The organism is Candidatus Palauibacter scopulicola (genome assembly GCF_947581915.1).
Taxonomy (GTDB): domain Bacteria; phylum Gemmatimonadota; class Gemmatimonadetes; order Palauibacterales; family Palauibacteraceae; genus Palauibacter; species Palauibacter scopulicola.
The window spans coordinates 15563-37514 of the sequence record NZ_CANPWG010000008.1 but is presented as its reverse complement, the minus strand read 5'-3'; the positions used below and the strand labels follow the sequence as shown (position 1 = coordinate 37514).

Annotated in this window: 21 protein-coding genes; 17 read left to right on the top strand and 4 right to left on the bottom strand. The window is 69.5% G+C overall.

Features of this window, described 5'->3' with window-relative positions; all coding sequences use genetic code 11:
- Positions 1-36 precede the first annotated feature (36 nt).
- The 9 genes from ftsZ to RN743_RS00690 all read left to right on the top strand — a co-directional run bounded on the left by ftsZ (position 37) and on the right by RN743_RS00690 (position 11191).
- On the top strand, positions 37-1458 hold the full coding sequence (gene ftsZ, locus RN743_RS00730; RefSeq protein WP_310775217.1) for a cell division protein FtsZ: 1422 nt from the start codon (positions 37-39) through the stop codon (positions 1456-1458).
- Between the two features lie 4 nt (positions 1459-1462).
- The gene (locus RN743_RS00725) at positions 1463-2746 is read left to right on the top strand and encodes a M23 family metallopeptidase (RefSeq protein ID WP_310775215.1); all 1284 of its coding nucleotides are present in this window, start codon (positions 1463-1465) and stop codon (positions 2744-2746) included.
- Positions 2743-4698, top strand: coding sequence for a hypothetical protein (locus tag RN743_RS00720; RefSeq protein WP_310775213.1), 1956 nt, complete (start codon positions 2743-2745; stop codon positions 4696-4698). The genes RN743_RS00725 and RN743_RS00720 overlap by 4 nt, the downstream gene beginning before the upstream one ends.
- Positions 4695-5636 (top strand): signal recognition particle-docking protein FtsY, encoded by a 942-nt coding sequence (gene ftsY / locus RN743_RS00715; protein WP_310775211.1) that lies wholly within the window; start codon positions 4695-4697, stop codon positions 5634-5636. The genes RN743_RS00720 and ftsY overlap by 4 nt, the downstream gene beginning before the upstream one ends.
- A 4-nt stretch (positions 5637-5640) precedes the next feature.
- Positions 5641-7785, top strand: coding sequence for an ATP-dependent DNA helicase RecG (gene recG, locus RN743_RS00710; RefSeq protein ID WP_310775208.1), 2145 nt, complete (start codon positions 5641-5643; stop codon positions 7783-7785).
- 81 nt (positions 7786-7866) lie between these two features.
- On the top strand, positions 7867-9168 hold the full coding sequence (asnS, locus tag RN743_RS00705; protein WP_310775206.1) for an asparagine--tRNA ligase: 1302 nt from the start codon (positions 7867-7869) through the stop codon (positions 9166-9168).
- A gap of 28 nt (positions 9169-9196) precedes the next feature.
- Positions 9197-9724 carry a RidA family protein gene (locus RN743_RS00700; RefSeq protein ID WP_310775204.1) on the top strand — a complete coding sequence of 176 codons (528 nt, stop codon included), beginning with the start codon at positions 9197-9199 and terminating at the stop codon, positions 9722-9724.
- A gap of 37 nt (positions 9725-9761) precedes the next feature.
- Positions 9762-9974: a hypothetical protein gene (locus RN743_RS00695; RefSeq protein ID WP_310775201.1), complete on the top strand. Its 213-nt coding sequence runs from the start codon at positions 9762-9764 to the stop codon at positions 9972-9974.
- Positions 9975-9979: 5 nt separating this feature from the next.
- Positions 9980-11191 (top strand): 6-bladed beta-propeller, encoded by a 1212-nt coding sequence (locus RN743_RS00690; RefSeq protein WP_310775199.1) that lies wholly within the window; start codon positions 9980-9982, stop codon positions 11189-11191.
- A 22-nt stretch (positions 11192-11213) separates the two neighbouring features.
- Here RN743_RS00690 and RN743_RS00685 read toward each other — a convergent pair whose 3' ends face one another.
- Positions 11214-11897, bottom strand: a complete 684-nt coding sequence (locus tag RN743_RS00685) for a hypothetical protein (RefSeq protein ID WP_310775197.1) — start codon at positions 11895-11897, stop codon at positions 11214-11216.
- A 79-nt stretch (positions 11898-11976) separates the two neighbouring features.
- Here RN743_RS00685 and RN743_RS00680 point away from each other — a divergent pair, with 79 nt between their 5' ends.
- From RN743_RS00680 to RN743_RS00670, 3 genes are all read left to right on the top strand, one after another.
- Positions 11977-12438, top strand: a complete 462-nt coding sequence (locus RN743_RS00680) for a thioesterase family protein (protein WP_310775195.1) — start codon at positions 11977-11979, stop codon at positions 12436-12438.
- 97 nt (positions 12439-12535) lie between these two features.
- A complete protein-coding gene (locus RN743_RS00675; RefSeq protein ID WP_310775193.1) occupies positions 12536-13597 on the top strand; it encodes a hypothetical protein in 1062 nt (353 codons plus the stop codon).
- Between the two features lie 8 nt (positions 13598-13605).
- Entirely contained in the window at positions 13606-13731 is a 126-nt protein-coding gene (locus RN743_RS00670) for a hypothetical protein (RefSeq protein ID WP_310775191.1), read from the top strand.
- Positions 13732-13760: 29 nt separating this feature from the next.
- Here the strand turns inward: RN743_RS00670 and RN743_RS00665 are convergent, their stop codons facing one another.
- Complete coding sequence (locus RN743_RS00665) at positions 13761-14174, bottom strand: type II toxin-antitoxin system VapC family toxin (RefSeq protein WP_310775189.1); 414 nt, start codon at positions 14172-14174, stop codon at positions 13761-13763.
- Positions 14171-14413: a type II toxin-antitoxin system prevent-host-death family antitoxin gene (locus tag RN743_RS00660; RefSeq protein WP_310775187.1), complete on the bottom strand. Its 243-nt coding sequence runs from the start codon at positions 14411-14413 to the stop codon at positions 14171-14173. Before RN743_RS00660 ends, RN743_RS00665 begins: the two co-directional genes overlap by 4 nt.
- A 293-nt stretch (positions 14414-14706) precedes the next feature.
- Between RN743_RS00660 and RN743_RS00655 the strand changes: the two genes are divergently transcribed.
- Genes RN743_RS00655 through RN743_RS00645 form a run of 3 tightly spaced genes read left to right on the top strand, consistent with a single transcriptional unit; the run spans position 14707 to position 16560 of the window.
- Positions 14707-15147 (top strand): hypothetical protein, encoded by a 441-nt coding sequence (locus RN743_RS00655; protein ID WP_310775185.1) that lies wholly within the window; start codon positions 14707-14709, stop codon positions 15145-15147.
- A gap of 45 nt (positions 15148-15192) precedes the next feature.
- A complete protein-coding gene (locus RN743_RS00650) occupies positions 15193-15402 on the top strand; it encodes a hypothetical protein (protein WP_310775183.1) in 210 nt (69 codons plus the stop codon).
- Positions 15403-15456: 54 nt separating this feature from the next.
- Positions 15457-16560 (top strand): hypothetical protein, encoded by a 1104-nt coding sequence (locus RN743_RS00645; RefSeq protein ID WP_310775181.1) that lies wholly within the window; start codon positions 15457-15459, stop codon positions 16558-16560.
- A 51-nt stretch (positions 16561-16611) separates the two neighbouring features.
- On the opposite strand, the gene RN743_RS00640 is transcribed toward RN743_RS00645, so the two are convergent.
- Positions 16612-19581 carry an FAD-linked oxidase C-terminal domain-containing protein gene (locus RN743_RS00640; RefSeq protein WP_310775179.1) on the bottom strand — a complete coding sequence of 990 codons (2970 nt, stop codon included), beginning with the start codon at positions 19579-19581 and terminating at the stop codon, positions 16612-16614.
- 50 nt (positions 19582-19631) lie between these two features.
- Here RN743_RS00640 and RN743_RS00635 point away from each other — a divergent pair, with 50 nt between their 5' ends.
- Positions 19632-20810, top strand: coding sequence for an aminotransferase class V-fold PLP-dependent enzyme (locus RN743_RS00635; protein ID WP_310775177.1), 1179 nt, complete (start codon positions 19632-19634; stop codon positions 20808-20810).
- 8 nt (positions 20811-20818) lie between these two features.
- Positions 20819-21940, top strand: coding sequence for a TRAP transporter substrate-binding protein (locus tag RN743_RS00630; protein WP_310775175.1), 1122 nt, complete (start codon positions 20819-20821; stop codon positions 21938-21940).
- Positions 21941-21952: the final 12 nt, after the last annotated feature.

Sequence of the window (21952 nt, the reverse complement as noted above, 5' to 3'; positions counted from 1 at the left end):
AGGGGAGACATGGTCTTTGCATTCGACGAAAGCGGTGTGCGTAACGCGAAAATGAAGGTCGTCGGCGTGGGTGGCGCCGGCGGCAACGCCGTCAACCGCATGATCGATGAGGAACTCGAAGGCGTGGAGTTCATCGCGGTCAACACCGACGCCCAGGCGTTGAAGGAATCCGGCGCTCACCTCAGAGTCCAGATCGGGAAGGAACTCACGCGAGGCCTCGGGGCCGGCGCCCGTCCCGAGATCGGACGGCAGGCGATGTCCGAGAGTGCCGAAGAAATCCGATCGGTGATCGAGGGCGCGGATCTCGTCTTCGTCACGGCGGGGATGGGCGGAGGCACGGGCACCGGCGCGGCCCCGATCATCGGCGGCATGGCGCGGGAGATGGGATCGCTCTGCATCGCGATCGTGACCCGCCCCTTCCACTTCGAGGGCAAGAAGAGGATGCGGTACGCGGAGATCGGGCTGCGGGAACTGCGGCGCGCGGTGGACACGATGATCGTCGTGCCGAACGAGCGTCTGCTCGCGGTCGTAGGGAAGGAGATGACCTTCCGACAGGCGCTCAAGAAGGCGGACGAGGTCCTCCTCCAGGCGACCCAGGGGATCTCCGACCTGATCTCCGTGACGGGCGAGGTGAACGTGGACTTCGCCGACGTCCGCACGGTGATGTCGAACCGCGGGGCCGCCCTTATGGGAACCGGAACCGCGTCGGGCGAGGATCGCGCGGTGGAGGCGGCGCAGCAGGCCATTTGCTCGCCCCTCCTCGACAACGTATCCATCAACGGCGCCACGGGCGTCCTCATCAACATCAGCGGCGGTCCCGACCTGACGATCGACGAAGTCACGACGGCCAACTCCATCATTCAGGAGGCCGCGGGCGACGAGGGCGAGATGATCTTCGGAGTCGTGCACGATCCGCAGCTCGAGGGCAAGATCCGCGTAACGGTGATCGCGACGGGCTTCGGAGACATGGAGGGAGACGAGCCGGCGCCGATGGCCGAGCGGGTGATTCCCGCGACCAAGGCGCCCGGGCCCCGCGCCGCGCCGGTCGTCATCGGCTCGAAGTACGGCGGTCCGAGCGTGCTCGACGATCGCTCCGCCCCGACCGCGCCACCGGAGCCCGAACCCGTGGCGCCCCCCCTGGAGGTGAGGCGGGCGGGCATCGCGTTCGAGGCGCTGGCTGCGGAGGCGCCGACGTCCGAGCCCGGGCCCGAGGCGACGTCGGAGCCGGTGTCCGAGGCGACGGCAGCGCCGGTGTTCGAGGCCGCGAACGAAGCCGCGCCGGAACCGGCGCCGGCACTGGCGGAGGAACCGGCGCCGGAAGCCGCGGAGCAGCCGGTGTCGGAAGAGGTGACGCCGGACCTGGAGCCAGCGCAGCCGGACGGCGAGTCGTGGACCGATGCCCGCGTCGAGTTCGAGGATCTCGAGATCCCGACCTTCATACGGCGACAAATGGACTGAGCGCTTGAGAACAAGACTCTTTACCGCGGTTGGGTTAGCCCTCGCCGGGATTCTGGTCCTCGGCTGGGCCGCGTTCGGCTCCCGCGCTGAGCGGTCGGGGGACGTCAAGGTCGTCGACGTGCCGACGCCGCCCGCGCCCATCGCGCTCGTGCATCGTCTGCAGCGGGGCGAGACGCTGGGGGATGTGTTCGAGGACCACGGCCTGGGTCCCGCGGCCACGCACGCGATCGCGGAGGCGATGGGCGAATTCGAGAGTCCGCGCCGGCTGCGGCCCGGCGTTGCGATTCACTTCGTGCGCAGACTCGGCGAACCTCCGGCGCGCATCCGTGTCGACCTCGACGCGGACCGCATCCTCCATCTGTGGTCCGCCGGCGATGCCGCGCCGCGGTGGTCGGCCCGGCTGGATTCGGTGCAGGTCGTACGCGACACGCTTCTCCTTGCCGGTCTCATCCGCTCGAACCTGTTCGACGCGGAGTTGTCGGGCGACGTGGAGACGCTCGGCGACGCGGAACGCTTCGATGTGGCGTACCGGATCTCGCAGGTGTTCGCGTGGCAGATCGACTTCTGGCGCGACCTGCGGCAGAACGATGCTTACCGGCTTCTCATCGAGCGCGAGGTGCGGCCCGACGGATCCGTGCGGGACGCCAGGGTGCTCGCCGCGGATTTCCGGAACGACCGGCGCGTCCTCACGGGGGTGCGGTTCGAACAGTCCGGGGCGGAACGCGCGGAGTACTACGACGAAGCGGGCGAAGCCCTCCGGGGCCAGTTTCTGCTTGCGCCCCTTGACATCGTCCGCGTGACGAGCGGCTTCAACCTGAGGCGGTTCCACCCGGTGCTCCGGCGTACTCGACCGCACCTCGGCGTCGACTACGGGGCGGCGCGGGGCACGCCCGTGCGCGCGACGGGCGCGGGACGCGTGACCCGGGCAGGGTGGTGGGGGAACTACGGGAACGCCGTCGAGATCCGTCACGCGAACAACATCCGCACCCGATATGCGCACCTGGCCAACGTCGCGCGCGGCGTCGCGGCCGGGACCCAGGTGGAACAGGGACAGGTCATCGGGTATGTGGGCGACACCGGTCTCGCGACCGCGCCTCATCTTCACTACGAGTTTCTCCGGAACGGCGCGCAGGTGAACCCGGCCCGTCTGCAGTTGCCCAGGGCCGAGCCGGTCGCCGCTGAGTCGCGCGAGCGGTTTGCGGCGCTTCGGCACGTCGTGCTGTCGCGGTTGCGGAGCCTTCCGATGCCTGTACAACCCACTCAGCGCGCTCGCCGCACACAGGATTGAGCCCGGGCCTCTGGTTTCTCGTCGCGCTTGGCGCGGTCGTACTCGCCGGCTGGGCCTATGGCGCGCGCGAGGAGCGCGTGGCGGGGCGCGCCGGTCCCGCCGCCGTCCGGGCGGTGGCCGTCTTCCTGATTCTCGGCGCCCTCGCGCTGCCCGCGTTGCGCGACAGCGGCGTCGGGGCCCCCGAGCGCGTCGTCCTGCTCGACATCTCGCGCAGCATGACGCTGCCGGTTCGCGCCGGAGATGCCGGCGGGGCGACGCGGCTCGACTCGGCCCTGGCCCTTCTTCCCGGACTCGCTCCCGACCGGATCTACCTGTTCGGCGACCGCCCCGTCCCCGCCCGGCTCGATTCGCTGGAGGCGCTCGGCGCGACGCACGAGGCGAGCCGGCTCGAACCGGCGCTGCAGGCCGCGCGGCTCGGCGGAGCCGACAGCGTCTGGGTGCTCACCGACGGAGAGTGGACGGACCGCGGCGCAGCCCGTGAGACGGCTACGGGTCTGGGCCTCGGGGTGCGCGAACTCCGTGTCGCCGCCGCCGAGCCCCGCGTCGCGCTCGCGGCGCTGCGGGCGCCGGAGCGCGTCCGGGCCGGCGACACCGTCCGCGCCACGCTCGAGTTTCACGCCGGCGGCGGATCGGGCGGCGAGGGCGAGCTGCCCGACACCGTGAGCTTCCAGCTCGAGCATGAGGGGGCGGTGGTCGCGACCGGGCGCGCGCCCCGACCCGCTCCCGGGCGGACGGGCCGCGCTCAAATCCCCTTCGTCCCGCACGACGGAGGCGCCGGGCCGGCCTGGCGACGCTACGAAGCCGTGCTCACGGATCCGCCGGACCCCTTCGGAGTCTCCGGCCGGACAGGTACCTGGATCGAAGTCTCGGAGTCCTCCGCCGGAGCCGTACTCGTGTCGCTGGCCCCCGACTGGGAAGCTCGCTTCCTCGTCCCCGCCCTCGACCGACTCGTCCTGGGAGGCGCGCGCGGCTATCTGCGCCTTGCCGACGACCGCTTTCTCGAGATGGGCTCCGGTCCCCGCGTCGTCGAGGCGGCCCGGGTACGCGAAGCGGTACGGGGCGCCCGGCTGCTTGCGGTCCAGGCCTCGCCGGACGACCTCCCGCCGTGGCTGGCCGGCGCGCTGAGGACGCACGCACGGACGCTCTTCTTCGCCGGGGGGCCGGGTGACGTGCCGGGGGTGGGGGCGCGCGTCACGGGTCCCCTGCCCGGCGAGTGGTATGCCGCCGGGCCGGTGCCCGCGAGCCCCTCGGCGGCGCTCCTCGCCGAGGCCGACCTGGATCTCCTGCCTCCCGTCCGCGAACTCTATGCCGTGGAACCGGCCGGGACATGGTCGGTGGTCAACGCGAGCCGGAACCGGCGCGGAGAGGGACGGCCGCTCCTCACGGCGGGGGAGGACGGGACGCGCCGGTGGGCGCTTTCTGCGGCCTCCGACTGGTGGCGCTGGGCGCTACGGGGGGACGAGCCGCGCAGGGTGTACGAGGGCGTGTTCAGCGGCATCGTCGGCTGGCTCGTCGAGGACGCGACACCCCGGCTGGCATCGCTCGTGCGGACGCCCGCGCCCGGCGAGCCGCCGGCGTGGCGCATCCGTCCCGGATCTTCCGACCTCGCGATCCAGGTGCTCGATGAGGCGGGCGCGGAGGTGTGGAGCGAAACCATCGCGGATCCTCCGGCCGAAGTCGTGGGTGCCGCTCTCCCGGCGGGCCGCTACGAGGTCCTCGTGACCGCGACCGGCCCCGAAGGTCCCGTCGAACTCCGCCGGCCCGTCGACGTCGAGCCCGATCCCCGGGAGTTTCTCCCCGGGCCCCCGTCCGAACCGCTGGCCATCGCGGCGCAGCCCTCTCCCCGACCGCCGGTCGACGTGCGCTCGCCCCGGCCCGTGTGGCCCTTTCTCCTCGCGGTTCTCCTGCTGTGCGGGGAGTGGGTGTGGCGGCACCGGATCGGACTCCGGTGACCGGTACGCTCCGCCGCCCGAGACGCGGCCTGTGGCGGCGGATCGTCGACTTCGCGCTCACGGATGTGAACACGCTCGTCGACGGCGGGCTCGACGGCGCCGCCATCGAACGGCTGGAGGAAGTCCTGCTCGAAGCGGATTTCGGGGTCGACACGACGCTCGAGCTGGTCGAGGCGCTCGAGCGGGCGGCGAACCGCGGCGCCATCGCGACGGAAGGCGATCTGCGCGATACGCTGAGGGCCCGGCTCGCCGAGACGCTGGCCGCCGCCGCGCCTCCCGCCGGCGGGTCGCCCACCGACTCGCCCCCGCGCGGCGACGGGCCGGCGGTCCTCCTCCTCGTGGGCGTGAACGGCGTGGGGAAGACGACGACCGCGGCGAAGCTCTCCGCGCGCCTGCAGGCCGAGGGCGGGCGCGTGCTGCTCGCCGCGGCGGACACGTTCCGAGCCGGGGCGCAGGAGCAGCTCCGGGCGTGGGCTGAACGGCTGGGGGCCGATTTCGTCGGGGGAACGCCCGGAGCGGACCCGGCCTCGGTGGCGTTCGACGCGGTGGCGGCGGCGCGCGCGCGGGATGCCGACTGGGTACTGGTCGACACGGCCGGCCGGCTGCATACGCAGGACGATCTGATGCGCGAACTGGTCAAGATCGATCGCGTGCTCGGCCGACAGGTGGAGGGCGCGCCGTACGAGCGGCTGCTGGTCGTCGACGCCACCTCGGGGCAGAACGTGATGAATCAGGCGCGACAGTTCGGGGCGTCGCTCGACCTCACGGGCCTCGTGCTCGCGAAGTTCGACAGCACGGCGCGCGCCGGCACCGTCGTCTCCGTCGTGCGCGAACTCGCCGTCCCGGTCCGCTACCTCGGCGTCGGGGAGTCCCCGGAAGACCTCGAAGCGTTCTCGCCCGACCGGTACCTCGACAAGATCCTGGCCGCGGAGCCGTGATCGCGTGACGGCGGGGCGCTCCATCCTGCGGGGATCCGTGCAGTACCTGAAGGGCGTGGGCCCCCGGCGGGCGGAGCGCTTCGCGAAACTCGACGTTCATACGGGACGCGACCTTCTCTATCACCTCCCGTACCGGTACGAGGACGCGACGACGGTCGACGCGATCTCCGAGCTGAAGGTCGGCCAGGATGCGACGGTCATCGGGCGCGTGGTCTCGAAGGGCGTCATCCCCACGCGCCGCCGGCTGCGCGTCTTCCGGGCCGTGCTCCGAGACGGGAGCGGCCACATCGAATGCGCCTGGCCGGGACGCCCGTGGCTCGACCGCACGATAGACAAGGGCGACCTGCTGCTCGCCTCCGGACCCGTGCGCTTCTACCACGGCCGACAACTCCAGCCGCGCGAACACATCGTCCTGAGCCGGGCCTCCGACGATCGAGCCGCCGCGGCAGAAAAGTCCGCCGAACGCTCGGCGTCCCCTGAGACGCGTCCCGCCGCGGAGCGTCCCGCCGCCGGACGGGTGTTCCCCGTCTACTCCGCCACCGAGGGGCTCACGCACCGGCAGATCCGCGCCGTCATCCACCTGAACCTCGCAAGTCTCCTCTCCGACCTCGGAGACGAAGACCCGCTTCCCGGCGGCTGGCTCGAGGAACTCTCCCTCCCCCCGCTCGCGGAGGCGCTCCGCACGCTGCACCGCCCGCCCGCCGTCTCCCGGGTCGAGCCCTGCCGCCGGCGCCTCGCCTTCGAGGAGCTCTTCTTTCTCCAGCTTCTCCACGCCCGAGCCCGGGCGCGTCTTCGCCACGAAGTCCGCGGCGTCGCCTTCGACGCCCCGTCCACGCTCACGCGCTCGCTCCTGAAGGCCCTCCCCTTCAAGCTCACCGCGGCCCAGCGCCGCGCCTGGTCCGAGATCGAAGCCGACATGGCCCGGCCCGCGCCGATGAACCGCCTGCTGCAGGGGGATGTGGGGAGCGGGAAGACGGTCGTTGCCGCGCTCGCCATGCTCAAGGCGGTCGAGGCGGGGCGCCAGGCGGCGATCATGGCCCCGACGGAACTGCTGGCGGAGCAGCACCGGCGGACGTTCGAGAAGATGCTCGGGCCGCTCGGCGTGGAGCCCGTGCTCCTGACCGGCGCCGTCACGGGGAAGGCGCGGCGGGAGACCCTGGAGCGGATCGCGGCCGGCGACGCCCGCCTCATCGTCGGCACGCACGCCCTGATCCAGGAAGGCGTCGAGTTCGCAGCCCCGGGGCTCGTCGTCATCGACGAACAGCACCGCTTCGGCGTGGAACAGCGCCGCCGGCTGCGCGAGAGCGGCGAGGCCCCCGACGCCCTCGTGATGTCCGCGACGCCGATCCCCCGCAGCCTCGCCCTCGTCCTCTACGGCGACCTCGACCTCTCGATCATCGACGAACTTCCCCCCGGGCGCCGGCCGATCCGAACCGCCGTGCGCGGCCCCGAGAGCCGCGATGCCGCCTTCGACTTCCTCGGCGACCAGCTCGCCCAGGGCCGCCAGGCGTACGTCATCTACCCTCTCGTCGAGGAGTCCGAGGCCCTCGAGGCCCGCGCCGCCACGGTCATGTTCGAGCAGCTCCAGGCCCGTTTCCCGGACATCGCCGTGCGGCTCCTGCACGGACGCCTCTCCTCCGCCGAGAAGGACGAGGCGATGCGGAGCTTCCTCGCGGGCGACACGGGCCTCCTGGTCGCGACCACCGTCATCGAGGTGGGGATCGACGTCCCCAACGCGACCGTAATGATCATCGAAGACGCCGAGCGTTTCGGCCTTGCCCAGCTCCATCAGCTGCGGGGCCGCGTCGGGCGGGGCGCCGAGCAGTCCTACTGCATCGTCTTCCACGCTTCCGAGACGCCGTCGGAGCGGCTCGTCGCCTTCGAGAAGAAGACCGACGGCTTCGAACTCGCCGAGGAGGACCTCCGGATCCGCGGCCAGGGCGACCTGTTCGGCAAGGAGCAGCACGGCGCCGTCCTCCTGAGGTTCGCGCAACTGGACCGCGACTTCGACCTGCTGGAAACCGGGCGCCGGCGGGCCCGCGCCATCGTCGAGGCGGACCCCGGGCTCTCGAAGCCGGCCCACCGCCGGTTCCGCCACGAACTCGATCTCCGTTACGCCCGGCGCGAGGCGCTCTACCACGTCGGCTGACCCGGCCGGCACCGCGGCGGCCGCGTTCGCCCCGTCCTGCGTTTGCCCCGTCCCGAACGGAGCCGCAACTTGTCGCCGCACATGTCCGAACACACCGTCACCATAAGCGAGTTGCCCGCCCGCATCGGGGACGAAGTCCGTCTCCGCGGCTGGGTCCGGCGCCTCCGCTCCAGCGGCAAGATCTCCTTTCTCGTGCTTCGCGACGGCACGGACGAGGTCCAGTGCGTCTTCGTCCGCAACGAGATCCCGCCCGAGACATGGGAACCGCTGACCACGGTGGGGCACGAGGCGTGCGTCGCCGTGACGGGCGTCGTGCGCGCCGATGCTCGCGCCCCCTCCGGCGTCGAACTCACCGCGTCGGGTTTCGAGGTGCTGGGGCCGTCGACCGACTTCCCGATCCAGCCCAAGGAGCACGGCGTCGATTTCCTCCTCGAGAACCGCCACCTCTGGCTGCGGAGCGCGCGGCAGATCGCGATCATGCGCATCCGCGACGAAGTCATCCGCGCAATCCACGACTTCCTCCACCACGAGGGGTTCGTCCACGTCGACACCCCCATCCTCACCGGCGCGATCGGCGAGTCGGCGGGCACCCTGTTCGAGACGGAGTACTTCGATCTCGGCACCGCGTACCTCGCGCAGACGGGGCAGCTCTACGTGGAGGCCGCCGCCGCGGCGCTCGGCAAGGTGTACTGCTTCGGCCCCACCTTCCGGGCCGAGAAATCGAAGACGCGCCGGCACCTGACCGAGTTCTGGATGGTGGAACCCGAGGCCCCCTGGATCGACTCCGACGGGAACATGGCGCTCCAGGAGCGCTTCGTCTGCTGGATCGTGAAGCGCGTCCTCTACAACCAGCGCGATCAGCTCGAAGCGCTCGGCCGCGACATCTCCAAGCTCGAGGCCATCCAGCCACCGTTCGACCGCATCAGCTACACCGACGCCGTCGCCTTCCTGCAGTCGAAGGGAAGCGACATCGAGTGGGGTTCGGACCTCGGGGCCACGGCCGAGACGCTGCTCGTCGAGGGCCGGGACAAGCCGCTCTTCGTGTTCGACTATCCGAAGGGGGTCAAGGCCTTCTACATGAAGGAGAACCCGGAGGATCCCCGCACGGTGAAGTGCAACGACATGCTCGCGCCCGAGGGATACGGCGAGGTGATCGGCGGCAGCCAGCGGGAGGACGACCACGACAAGCTACTCGCGCGCATCCGCGAGGAAGGACTCCCGGAGGCGTCCTACGACTGGTATCTGGACCTCCGAAAATACGGCACTTTCACGCACAGCGGGTTCGGGCTGGGCGTCGAGCGCACGGTGACGTGGATGTGCGGCATCGACCACCTGCGCGAGACGATCGCGTTCCCCCGCATGATGACCCGCATCACGCCATAAACTTGCGACAGGCTTCGAAGGAGGAGAAATGACCAGGAAACAGCTTCCCGCCAAGGCTCTCGCGCTCGCCGCGGTTCTTACGCTGCTCGGGACGGCCCTCGTGCCCGCGACGCCGCTCGCCGCGCAGGAACACGCCGAGATGGCCGAGATGATGCACTCCGTCGAGTACCTGGGCGGACGGCCCAACTCCCCGTTCTCCGAGGCCGTGCGGGTGGGGAACGTCCTCTACCTGGCCGGCAAGCTCGGCACCGTGCCCGGCGAGGGGCTGGTCGAGGGCGGGATCATCCCCGAGACGCAGCAGACGATGCGCAACATCGAGGACGCCCTCGAGCGCTACGGCTCGTCGCTGGACGAGGTCGTGAAGTGCACGGTCTTCCTGGCCGACATCGCGGATTTCGGAGACATGAGCCGCACGTACATGGAATTCTTCCCCAACGACCGGCCGGCGCGCAGCGCGCTGGCGGTGGGCGGCCTGGTGCTGAACGCGCGCGTCGAGATCGAGTGCATCGCCACCGTCGGCCTCCCCGGCGGCGACGACGGGGACGGCGGCTCATAGCGGCCCGGCGCGGCCCTCTGATTCGGCGCACCGCCCCGTGATCCGGCTCACCTGGCTCGGCTTCGTCGTCGGCGCGGTCGTGTTCGCGGCGCTCGGGATGTGGATGAACATCCAGATCAGCGCCCCGATGTTCTCGAACCCCGGCCCGGTCGGCATCCTCGCCCTCATCGGCGGCACGACGTCGGCCCTCGTGAGCCCCCTCCTCCTCCGCCGCCTCGAAGCCCGCCGCCGCCGCCGTCGAAAACGATGAAGAGGATGCGAACCGCCTTCCCGGGACCTGGAGGGATTGCCCAAAGTCAACCGATGATGAGGGGTCTACTTCTCGGATACGCGCTGGCGCTTGGTGTCGCTCCGGTATCCGGCCAGGTCTCGGGCCGGATACCGGAGTGGACGCTGGAGCGTGGCGTAACGATCGGGAGTGTTGACGATCCGGTTTATGGACTGTCACGGGTCGGCGGGGTTGTCGCAGATGCCGAGCATGTATTCGTGCTGCAGCCGCAGGACGGCACGGTGCGGGTTTTTTCGCGCGCCGGGGAATTCGTTCGCGACCTCGGCCGTCGAGGGGAGGGGCCCGGCGAGTTAATGCGGCCGAACCGGATGGGGTGGCATGGATCGCGACTTTGGGTCACGGATCCGATGTCGCGGCGGCTTACGTTCTTCGACGTAGCGACCGGCGAAGCGGAAACGATCCAGTACCGGGCCGACGTCCCGGGATCGATTCAGCGATGGATCCCGTTCGCCGTACTCGCCAACGGCCAGGTTGTCGCATCTGCCGAAGTCACGACGGCCCCCGGGGGCCTGATGGCGGCTTCGGAAGTCCCCTTCATCGTCACGGAGCTCGATGGGGCCCTGCGCGACACGCTAGCTCGACAATCGATTGTCGGCCTCATCCGCAAGATCACCGCCGGGATGGCTAGTGGCCAGTCATGGGTCGTTTCGCCGATTCAGGACCAGGACTTGATAACCTTCGCTCCGGACGGATCGAGCGGCGTTGTGGTGAAGCGTCGGAGCTGGGACGGGGGCACGGCCCCCGCGGAGTTCGAAGTTACGAGAATCGACCTTCACGGCGACACCGTGTACCGGCGAAGCTTCGAATATGAGCCCCGCCCCGTGCCACCGGACTTCTTTGATGACCAGATCGCCAGCTCCATAGATAGGCCAAGCATCAACAATCGGAGAGCCCACGCCCGCGCCCTGCGCGAGTTCTACGAGCAACACCGCTACTTTCCCCCCGTGGCGTCTGTCGTGCTGGGTAACGACGGAACCACCTGGCTGGCAGGATTGAGAGAAGAGGACGGTGAGCGCGAGTGGCTGGTGCTCGATGGCTCGGGATCGGTCATCGGCCGGCTTCGACCTCCCGGTGGAATCTGGTTCGCGGATCTGACGGAGTGCTGGGTCGTGGAAAGGGATGCCTTCGACATCCCGTATGTGGTTCGGTACGACATTGTGCGGCAACCCCCGCCCTAGTCGGGGCGGTGGCGGCGGTGCCTTATCCCGTTCCACCGGGCTCGGCGAGGCGCCGCAGGGGCCCGGCGTCGAGGCGGTGGCCGCCGGGATAGGTGTGGGAGGTGAAGGCGACGCCGGCCGCGCGTAGCCGCGCCTCGTGGGCGTCGATTGCGGCGCGGTCGTAGTACTCATCCTCGTCGCCGACGACGAGATGGAGGTCGGCGGCGGAGAGCGCGTGGCCGTGCTCGCTCAGGTCGAGGTCGGGCGGGACGGTGGCACCCCACAGGATCGCGCGGTCGATGCGGGCGCGGCCGAAGGCGAGCCAGCGGCAGAGGGTGTGGACGCCCTGCGAGAAGCCGAGTCCGACGATTCGCGGGGGCGCCGAGCCGCCTGACGTCTGCCGGGACTCCTCGGCGAGGACGTGCGCGTGGAGGCGGTCGAGGTAGCCGACGTAGTCCTCTATGTCCGTGAGACGATCTTCGCTCGTCATCCACGAAGCGCCGACCTTGCGCGACTCGTGGTCGATGTAGTGACGGTGCAGGCCCTCGGGCGCGACGATGCACCGCGCGCCCCTTTGGATAGGCTGGAAATGGCGCAGGAAGCGGTGAGCGAGCTGGTGGTATCCGTGCAGGGCGAACCAGATCTCGGTCGCCGGCCGCACCTGCGGCTCCAGCACGGCGAAGCGCACCCGCCGCTCGATCGTGATGTGCCTCGGTTCAACCGACACTGCGCCTCCCGGCCCGCCGACCCTGGTGTCGTGACCAGATCGCGGGCTGCCAGGGTTCGAAGGGGTGATAGATTGCCGCATGGCTTCCGAGTTCGTCTACACGCGGCGCGTGGAGTTCGCGGATACGGACACCGCGAACCTCATCCATTTCACGGCGCTCCTGAAGTTCATGGAGGAGGCCGAGCACGCGCTCTACCGCTCGTTCGGCCTCGTCGGCTTCCGCTGGAGCGAGGATTCCGTGTTCGGGATGCCGCGCGTCTCCGTCTCGTGCGATTACCTGGGCGCCGTCCGTTACGGCGACGAGGTCGAAGTGAGACTTCGGGTGCGTGAGGTGCGCCGCAAGGCGATCCGCTACTCCGCTGAGTTCACGGTCGACCGCTCCGGGGAGGGGGAAGTCGTCGCCCGCAGCGACTGGACCGTCGTCTGCGCCCGCCGCGAGCACGGCAGCCGCGACTGGCGGGGGATCGAGATCCCGCCGCTGCTCAAGAAGCGCCTCCAGACGATGTCCGCCCTCCCCGAATCCAACATCCCAGGACGGTAAGGGGGGCAGAGTGGGCTGGTTCCGTCGTGTCGGCGTCGCGTTGTTCGCCGGCGGGATGTTCCTGATCCCGGGCTGCGGCTCCGAGTCCGGTGAACCCGTGACCGCAGGCACGGCGGGACCGACGCTCACTGCCGTCGACAGTATTCTACTGCCGGAAGGCGACACGCTGTACATCGGCAACCCATACGCTCTGGTCGTCGACCCCCTCGACGGGTCCTTCTACATATCGGACATCTTTTCGGCACGGGTCCTCCGGTTCCGCAGAGACGGCAGTCTGATGCTCGTGTACGGACGGCCGGGAGAGGGGCCGGGAGAGTTTCGCGGCGGCCCAGGGGTTCCGATGGTGCTCGACGACTCGACCGTAGCCGCACAGGTTACAAGCTCGCGACGAGTGAACATCTTCGACCGAAACACCGGAGAGACCATTCGAGTTGTGGACTTTCCCGCGCTGGGCGGAATCACTCCCCCGGTGGTGATCGGCCAGGACGTCTGGATGACGGATTTCGAGCTCCAGCGCGAAACATCGCTGACTCGTTGGCGACCGGCCACGGACGAATTCGCGAGTATGGGCGGACTCCCGGAGCAGTACGTTGCGTCCATCAAGAGCGGCAACTGGTCCTATGCGACTCTTTTTTCGATCAGTTCTCTTGCGTACGCCGACGGACGGTTCGTGCAGGGCAGGTCCGGACTAGACGAGATGTTCGTCTTGAACCTGCGGGGCGAGGTGGTGGACACGCTGGACATCCCGGTGGCGCGGAGGAAGGGCGTTCCGGCCGACCTCAGGGAACGCATCGACATCGAGCGCATCCCGTACCGCGAGCAGTTGGAGGAGAGTTCGCGACTGCGCCAACTTTTCCCGCGGCCGGGCGGCGGTTTCCTGTTCACCCACCACGACCAGACGGCACTGAAGATGGAACCGATGCCGGTGCTCACCGCCAAGACCTGGGTCGGGATCCTCTCGCCAGACCTCTCACAAGCGTGTGTGGACACCCTCGTGCCGCACGACTTCGACATTCGACCGATGGAGACCTTCAGGGGCGATACGCTATTCGTCCTGGACCGGCGAATCGACGAGTCGGAGAAGCTTCAGACCTGGATCTTGATGTACCTGGTCTCGGACGAGGATTGCGACTGGATGAGCACACGGCCCGGAGGGTAACTCGCGTCGTGGCCCGCAGCGACTGGACCGTCGTCTGCGCCCGTCGCGACCACGGCAGCCGCGACTGGCAGGGCATCGAGATCCCGCCCCCGCTCAAGGCGCGCCTCCAGTCGATGTCGGCCGTCCCCGAATAGTCCGCCCGCCGAAGTCGAGACGGATCCCGTCAGGCGTCCGCGCTGAACACCGTGCCCCCGGCCTCCGCCGCGGCCATCGCGAGCTTTCGATCCAGCGTCGCAAGGGGACAGTTCAGCCGTAGCGCCAATTCCAGGTACATCGCGTCGTAGACGGTCAGGTCGTGCTCCCGTGCGATCCGGAGAACCATGGCTCCACTCGGCGTGCGGTCCAGCACGATGGGAAGGTCGTCAAGCGCCGCGAGCGCCGCATCCGTGCCCGCAGGCGGAACGCGGCCCCGCCTCTCGGCCGCGAGAAGAGCGTTGCGCAGCTCCGCCCACCAGATCTGCGGCGCCACGCCGCCCCAGGCCCTCAGCCGTTCCAGCGCCGCGTCAGCCAGGGTAGACGATTCGTCCAGCATCGTCCAGGCGATTGCGGTGGAGCAGTCGACGACAAGCGATCTCATCGGCGGCCTTCGTCTCGATAGGCGAGGATCTCGTCGACCGAGAGGGTGCCGAACTGCTCGCGGAGATTCTTCAGCCTCGCGACGGCCGCGTCCACCGTCTGGAGATCGGAAGTCTTCGGCGGAACGAGCCTCGCCATGGGACGTCCTCGCTTCGTGATCATGATCGTCTCGCCGGCTGCTACCGATTCGAGCAGCGCCGAGAGGTGCGTCTTCGCCTCGAACGTGCCTACCTCGCGCATCCTGCCATCCTCCGTCCGCTGATAAACTAGTCAACAATCTAGTTATATACGGCGATGTGTCAAGCCCCCAAGGCGTGTACGTTCCTTGCGGCCCAGCGTCTTGGGGTTCATATTGCGCTCCGTCGGGTCCGTTTCTCCTCCCGGCAATCCCGATGGTGAACAACCTCGGCTTACGACTGACAATGACCCAATTGGCGAACATTTCAGGACGTGCACACGGCGTAGCGGCTACTTGTCGGTTCGCCGCGTGGACTGCGGTAGCCGGTTGCAACATGGACCATGCCTCGGACGCCATGGATTGGACGCTCTCGGACGGTACTACTCTCCGGGAACTGACCCAAAGCGAGCCGACCGTCGTCGTGGTGGTCGATCCCAGCCAATGCCTCCGGTGCTCGTCCGTGTTGGCCGAATGGCTGGACCGGGAGCGGATGTCGGGGGTGAACGTGGAGTTGTTGCTCGCTCGTGAACCGGAAGACAACGAGAGGAGGATTCTGCTCACGACTGGGGTAAGGACGGACGGATACCTCAGGGGCGTGCAGATCGAGCCTCTGCGCACGCCAATTGAATTGGTGGTTGACTCCGGTGGTGGTGTCCTCTTTCGTGCCGAGCGCGTCTACGGGCCGTCAAGCCCTCTCCTCGACGCTCTGGAAGACGGACGTTCGTTGCGAGAGGCCGTGGACGCGTTGTCGGTATTGGAACACGAGGCGAATCAACAACAGAGGGAGATGGAGTAGGGCGGAACGCGGAGCTGCAGCCACCCAACACAAGGAGCGGCTAAAATGAAGAGACGCAATCTGGTCACCGGGGCGCTCGCCATCGTGGCGCTGATGGGGGTTCTGGCCGTCGTGCCTTTCGGGGCCACGGCGCAGCGCCCGCCGCAGGTGCTTCTCAGCTTCAACAACTTCGAGTGCCCCGGCGCGTGCGCGGCCGGCGCGCCCGTCTGCTGCTACGTGGCGCCCCCCATCGTCGTCGTCATTGACGACGATTAAGGGACAGTAGTGGGCTGGTCCCGTCGTGTCGGCGTCGCGTTGTTCGCCGGTGGCATGTTCCTGATCACGGGCTGCGGCTCCGAGTCCGGCGAACGCGTGACTGGGGACGCGGCGGGGCCAACCCTCACTGCCGTCGACAGCCTTCTGCTGCCGGAAGGCGACACGCTGTACATCGGCAACCCATACGCTCTGGTCGTCGACCCCCTCGACGGGTCCTTCTACATATCGGACATCTTTTCGGCACGGGTCCTCCGGTTCCGCAGAGACGGCAGTTTGATGCTTGTGTACGGACGGCCGGGAGAGGGGCCGGGAGAGTTTCGCGGCGGGCCCGGAGCTCCGATGCTCATCGACGATTCGACCGTAGCCGCCCAGACCACAGGGTCGCGGCGAGTGAACGTCTTCGACCGAAACACCGGAGAGACCATTCGGGTTGTGGACTTTCCCGCGCTGGGCGGAATCACGCCCCCGGTGGTGATCGGCCAGGACGTCTGGATGACGGATTTCGAACTCCAGCGCGAAACATCGCTGACTCGTTGGCGGCCGGCCACGGACGAATTCACGAGCATGGGCGGACTCCCCCGGGAATACGTCGCGTCGCTCAGCACCGACAACTGGTCCTATGCGAGCCTTTTTAGTATCGGTTCTCTTGCGTACGCCGACGGACGGTTCGTGCAGGGCTGGTCCGGGCTGGACGAGATGTTCGTCTTGAACCTGCGGGGCGAGGTGGTGGACACGCTGGATATCCCGGTGGCGAGGCGGAAGGGGGTCCCGGCCGACCTCCGGGAACGCATCGACATCGAGCATATCCCGTACCGCGAGCAGTTGGAGGAAAGTTCGCAACTCCGGCAACTATTCCCACGTCCCGGCGGCGGTTTCCTGTTCACCCACCACGACCAGACGGCACTGAAGATGGAACCGATGCCGGTGCTCACCGCCAAGACCTGGGTCGGGATCCTCTCGCCAGACCTCTCACAAGCGTGTGTGGACACCCTCGTGCCGCACGACTTCGACATTCGACCGATGGAGACCTTCAGGGGCGATACGCTATTCGTCCTGGACCGGCGAATCGACGAGTCGGAGAAGCTTCAGACCTGGATCTTGATGTACCTGGTCTCGGACGAGGATTGCGACTGGATGAGCACACGGCCCGGAGGGTAACGCCGGATCACCCGTCTCCCTTCACTCGTCCGTGCCGAGGATTGCGATGCGTCAAGGAGGGAAAGCTGCGGCGTCGAGCACGTTGACGACGTGGCGGCCGGTGGCGTTGGCGAGGTCGGCGACCTGGTGGCGGCAGCTTGTGCCGTTGGCGATGAGCCATTCGTCGTCGCGCAGTTTGCGGACGGTGGGGAGGAGTTCGAGTTCGGCGACGCGGCGGGAGACCTCCGCGTGTTCCGCCTCGTAGCCGAACGAACCCGCCATCCCGCAGCAGCCGGCGGGGATGGGTTCGACCTCGAGGTCGGGGATCGCGCGGAGGACGTCCAGCGTGGGGCCGTCCGCGCCGAAGGCCTTCTCGTGGCAGTGGCCGTGGACGCGGACGCGCCGGACGGGGAGGGGCGCGAGGTCCAGCCGGTCGAGCGCCGCCGCTTCGACGAGCCATTCGGTCAGCAGGCGGGCCCGGTCCGCGACTTCGGCCGCCTCGGGTCCGGAGTCAAGCACCGGCAGTTCGTCGCGCAGCGTGAGCAGGCATGACGGTTCGAGTCCCACCACCGGAATCCCCCGCGCCACGAAGCGGCCCAGCGCGCGGACGGTGCGGTCGAGTTCGGTCCGCGCCTCTTCCACCAGGCCCGCGTTGAGGAAGGTGCGCCCGCAGCAGAGCGGCCGGCCCGCGGTCACGGCCTCCTCCACGCGATAGCCCGCCCGCGCCAGCACTCGCACAGCCGCGTGAGCGTTCTCCGGCTCGAAATAGCGCGTGAAGGTGTCGACGAAGAGCGCGACCCTCGGCGCGCCGTTATCCCGGGCGGGAAGCCCGGCGGGAAGCCGGGAGGGCAGGGAAAACGGCTGCGACGACCAGCGCGGGAGCGGCCGGTCGGCCGCCAGACCCCCGACGCGTTCCCCGAGGCGGGCGAGCGCGGGGATCCGGTTCCGCAGGTTGACGAGCGGGGCCGCGCGCGAGACGAGCGGCGCGTAGCGCGGTAGGTACGCGAGCGCGCGGTCCCGGGGCGAGAGCGGTTGCTCGGCGCGCAGGCGGTGCAGGAACTCCACCTTCATGCGCGCCATGTCCACGCCCGTCGGACACTCGCGGCGGCAGCCCTTGCAGCCCAGGCAGAGGTCCATCGCCTCGTACAGTTCCGGCGATGTCCACGGGTCCTCGCCCAACTGCCCCGACAGCGCGAGCCGCAGGGCGTTGGCGCGACCGCGCGTGGAATGCCGCTCGTCGCTCGTGGCGCGGAAGGAGGGGCACATCACCCCCGGACTTCGCTTGAGACAGGTGCCGTTGTTGTTGCACATGTCGACGGCCGGCGAGAAGCCGCCCCACGCTCCCCAGTCGAGCGCCGTCGGCAGCTTCCGGGTCTCCAGTCGGTACCGGGCCCGCAGCAGCGTGGGGTCGTTCATGCGGGGCGGGTCGATGATCTTCCCGGGGTTCAGGCGGTCCTCCGGATCGAAGCGGCGCTTGATCTCGCCGAAGGCGGAGACGAGGCGCGCGCCCAGCATCGGTTCAAGGAACTCCGACCGGATCCAGCCGTCTCCGTGCTCGCCTGAATGAGATCCGCCCAGTTCGCCCGCGAGCGCGAAGGCGTCCACCGCGATCGCGCGCAGCCGCTCCACATCGTCCCCGTCGCGCAGGTCCAGCGCCGGCCGCACGTGGAGGCAGCCCACGGACGCGTGCGCGTACCACACGGCGTGCGTGGCGTGGCGGTCGATGATCTCCGTGAGCCGGCGGTACCACTCGGGCAGCCGTTCGAGCGGGATCGCGCAGTCCTCGATGAAGGCGAGCGGTTTGCGGTCGGCGGGCTGGGACATGGAGATGCTCAGCCCCGCCTTGCGCATGGCCCAGATGCGGGCCTGGAAGACGGGGGACTCCGCGCGGGTGACGCCCACGGCGATCCCGCCCAGCGCGGACTCGAGCTGCGAGAGGGAAGCCGAGACGGCGTCCGGATCGTCCCCGGCGAACTCGACCACGAGGATGTCGCGCGGCGGGCCGCTCCCGTCCTCCCCGAGCTGCCGGAGCACCCGCTCGAAACTCGGCATCTGCGCGGCCAGCCCGAGCACGGTCGCGTCGAACAGTTCCACCGCCGTCGGTTCGATCTGGACGATCGCCGGGACCGCGGCCAGCGCCTCGCCGGTCCCGTCGAAGCGGCACACGCCGAGCGCGCGCACGGAGGGGATGGGCTGAAGGTCGAGTTCGAGCGCGGTGAAGAGCGCGAGCGTCCCCTCCGAACCCACGAGAAGATCCGACAGCCCGGCGCCCTCCCGGCCCAGGCGGTGCAGCGCATAGCCGGCCACGTGCCGGGGGACGTCCGGCACCCGCCGCGCCAGTTCCTCGGCCTCGCGCCGGTAGAGCGCCCGCATGTCGGCTTCGAGGCTGTCCCCGGAGGCCCCGGACGCCGCGGAGGCCCCGAACGCCCCTTCCGGCCCGGCCTCGCGGCGGAACTCGGCGCGCCGGCCGTCCGCGAGCACCGCCTCGATGCCCCGGACGTGCTCGACCATGTGACCGTACCGCACCGACCGCGACCCCGCGCTGTTGTTGCCGGCCATCCCCCCCAGCGTGGCGCGGCTCGACGTGGCCACGTCGATGGGGAAGAAGAGCCCGTGCGGCCGCAGGAACGCGTTCAGCCGGTCCAGCACGATCCCCGGTTCGACCACGATGCGCCGGGCGGCCGGATCGAAGTCGAGCACCCCGTCCAGCCCCCGGCTCGTGTCGAGGATCACGCCGCGCCCGATCGACTGCCCGCTCTGCGACGTCCCCGCCCCGCGCACCACGACCGACGTCCCGTGCTCGCCCGCCAGTTCCACCGTCCGCCGCACGTCGCCAGCCGATTCCGGGAGAACGACCCCCAGCGGCTCGACCTGGTAAATCGACGCATCCGTGCTGTACAGCCCGCGCGTGAAACGGTCGAACCGGACCTCTCCCCGGAGCCCCGCCCGAAGTCGAGCTTCGAGCCGGGCCTCGCGTCGAGCGTCGGGTCCGGGCCGGGGCCGTTGCGAACCGGCGCGGTCGTGAGAGATTGGGCGGGTCACGAGCCAAGTTGTATCGGCGGAAGCCCCGACCTGACAAGAGCGAGCCACCCTTGACCTACCGCAGCGGCAGACACTTCCTCCAGCTTCCGGGCCCGACCCCGGTGCCCGAGCGCGTATTCCGGGCCATGAACCGGTCCGTCATCGACCACCGCGGACCCGAGTTCGGCGAGATGACGCTCGGGTTGTTCGACGGGTTGAAATGGGTGTTCGGCGACCCCGCGCACGTCTTCATCTTCCCCTCCTCCGCGACCGGGTGCTGGGAGAGCGCCCTCGCCAACGCCATCTCCCCCGGCGACCGCGTCCTCCTCTGGAACAACGGGTTCTTTGCCTCGAAGTGGGGAGAGGTGGGACGGGCTCTCGGGCTGCGGGTGGAGGCGATCGACGGAGACTGGCGGCGCCCTGCGGATCCCGCCCGCATCGCCGCGCGTCTGGCGGAGGATTCGGGGGATGGAAAGCGGGGCATCCAGGCCGTGCTCGTCGTCCACAACGAGACCTCGACGGGCCTCACGAGCGACATCGCGGCCGTGCGGAAGGCGCTCGACGAAGCCGGCCATCCCGCCCTCCTCATGGTCGACGCCGTCTCCTCCCTCGCCGCCACGCCATTCCAGCAGGCCGAATGGGGCGTGGACGTCACGGTGTGCGGCTCCCAGAAGGGTCTCATGCTCCCGCCCGGCCTCGGGTTCTGCGCCGTGAGCGAGAAGGCGCTCGCCCGCCACCGCGCGGGCCGCGGGACGCCGCGTTCGTACTTCGACTGGACGGCGATGCTGAGCGACAACGAGGGCGGCTACTTCCCCTATACCCCGCCCACGACGCTCCTCTACGGGCTCGAGGCGTCGCTCGCGATGCTGCGGGAGGAAGGGGCCGACGCCACCTTCGCCCGCCACGCGCGCCACGCCGAGGCCACGCGCCGGGCCGTCGCCGCTTGGGGTCTGCGCAACTACTGTCAGGATCCGAAGGCGGTGTCGAGCGCCGGGACGACCGTGATGGTGGGAGACGGGGAGGACGCAGATGCGTTCCGTCTCGCCGTGCTCGAACGTTTCGACATGTCGCTGGGGACGGGTCTCGGCCCCCTCAAGGGGAAGGTGTTCCGGATCGGGCACCTCGGGGATCTCAACGAACTCACGCTGATGGGAGCGCTGGCCGGGGTGGAGATGGGACTGAAGACCAGCGGAATCGCGCACGAACCCGGCGGTCTGGTGGCCGCCGCCGACTTCCTGGCCGGGGCATGAGAGGCATCATGCGAGGCATGAAGCGGCCCGCGGGACGGACTTCGAGGCTCGCCAGGGCGTCGGTCGCGGCGTCGGTCGCCGCGACGCTCGCCGGCTTCGGGTGCGGCGGAGGGGGCGGGGAACCGGGGGTCGTCGAACTCTCGCTGGGCCACGTCGGCTCCCCCGGCTCGCTCTACGACGTGACGGCCAACGAGTTCGCGCGCCGCGTGAACGAACGGCTCGCCGGCCGGGCCGAACTCCACGTCTACGGCGCGAGCCAGCTCGGCGGCGACGACGCGATGCTGCAGCGGCTGCGGCTCGGCACGCTCGACATGTCCATCCCCTCCACGATCATGTCCTCGATGGTGGACGCGTTCGGCCTGTTCGAGATGCCGTACCTCGTCCGCGACCGCGACCACATGAGGCGGATCGAGGAGGCCGTCGTGTGGCCCGAACTCGCGCCCCGCGCGGAGGAAGCCGGTTACCGGATCCTGGCGGTGTGGGAGAACGGGTTCCGTCACATCACGAACTCCCGCCGACCCATCCACGGGCCGGAGGACCTGGACGGGATCAAGCTGCGGACGCCGCGCGGCGTGTGGCGCGTGAAGCTCTTCCAGGCGCTGGGCGCGAACCCGACGCCGATGCCCTTCTCCGAAGTCTTCGTCGCGCTCCAGACGGGGGTGATGGACGGACAGGAGAACCCGCTCACGCAGGTGACGAGTTCCAAGCTGCACGAGGTGCAGGACTACCTTTCCCTCACGGGGCACGTGTACAGCCCCGCCTTCGTCACGACGGGCGCCGGGCGCTGGGAGCGCCACCCGGAGGACGTGCGCGCCGAGGTGGAGGCGATCGCGCGGGAGATGCAGGCGTTCGTGTACGAGACGGCCGCGCGCATGGACGGCGAGTTGCTCGCCGAACTCGAGGCCACGGAGATGGAGATCAACGAGGCGGATCCGGCCCGCTTCGAGTCCGCCAGCGAGCCCGTGTACGACGAGTTTGCGGCGACCGTCGAGGACGGACAGTCCCTCATCGACCGGGCGCGGGCGGCGGGATCGCCCGCGGCCGCTCCGGAGGCGGGATCGGAGGCGGGATCGGAGGCCGGGTCGCCGGCAGGATCGGCGGAGACCGGATCGCCGGAGACCGGCTCATAACCGGCCCGACCG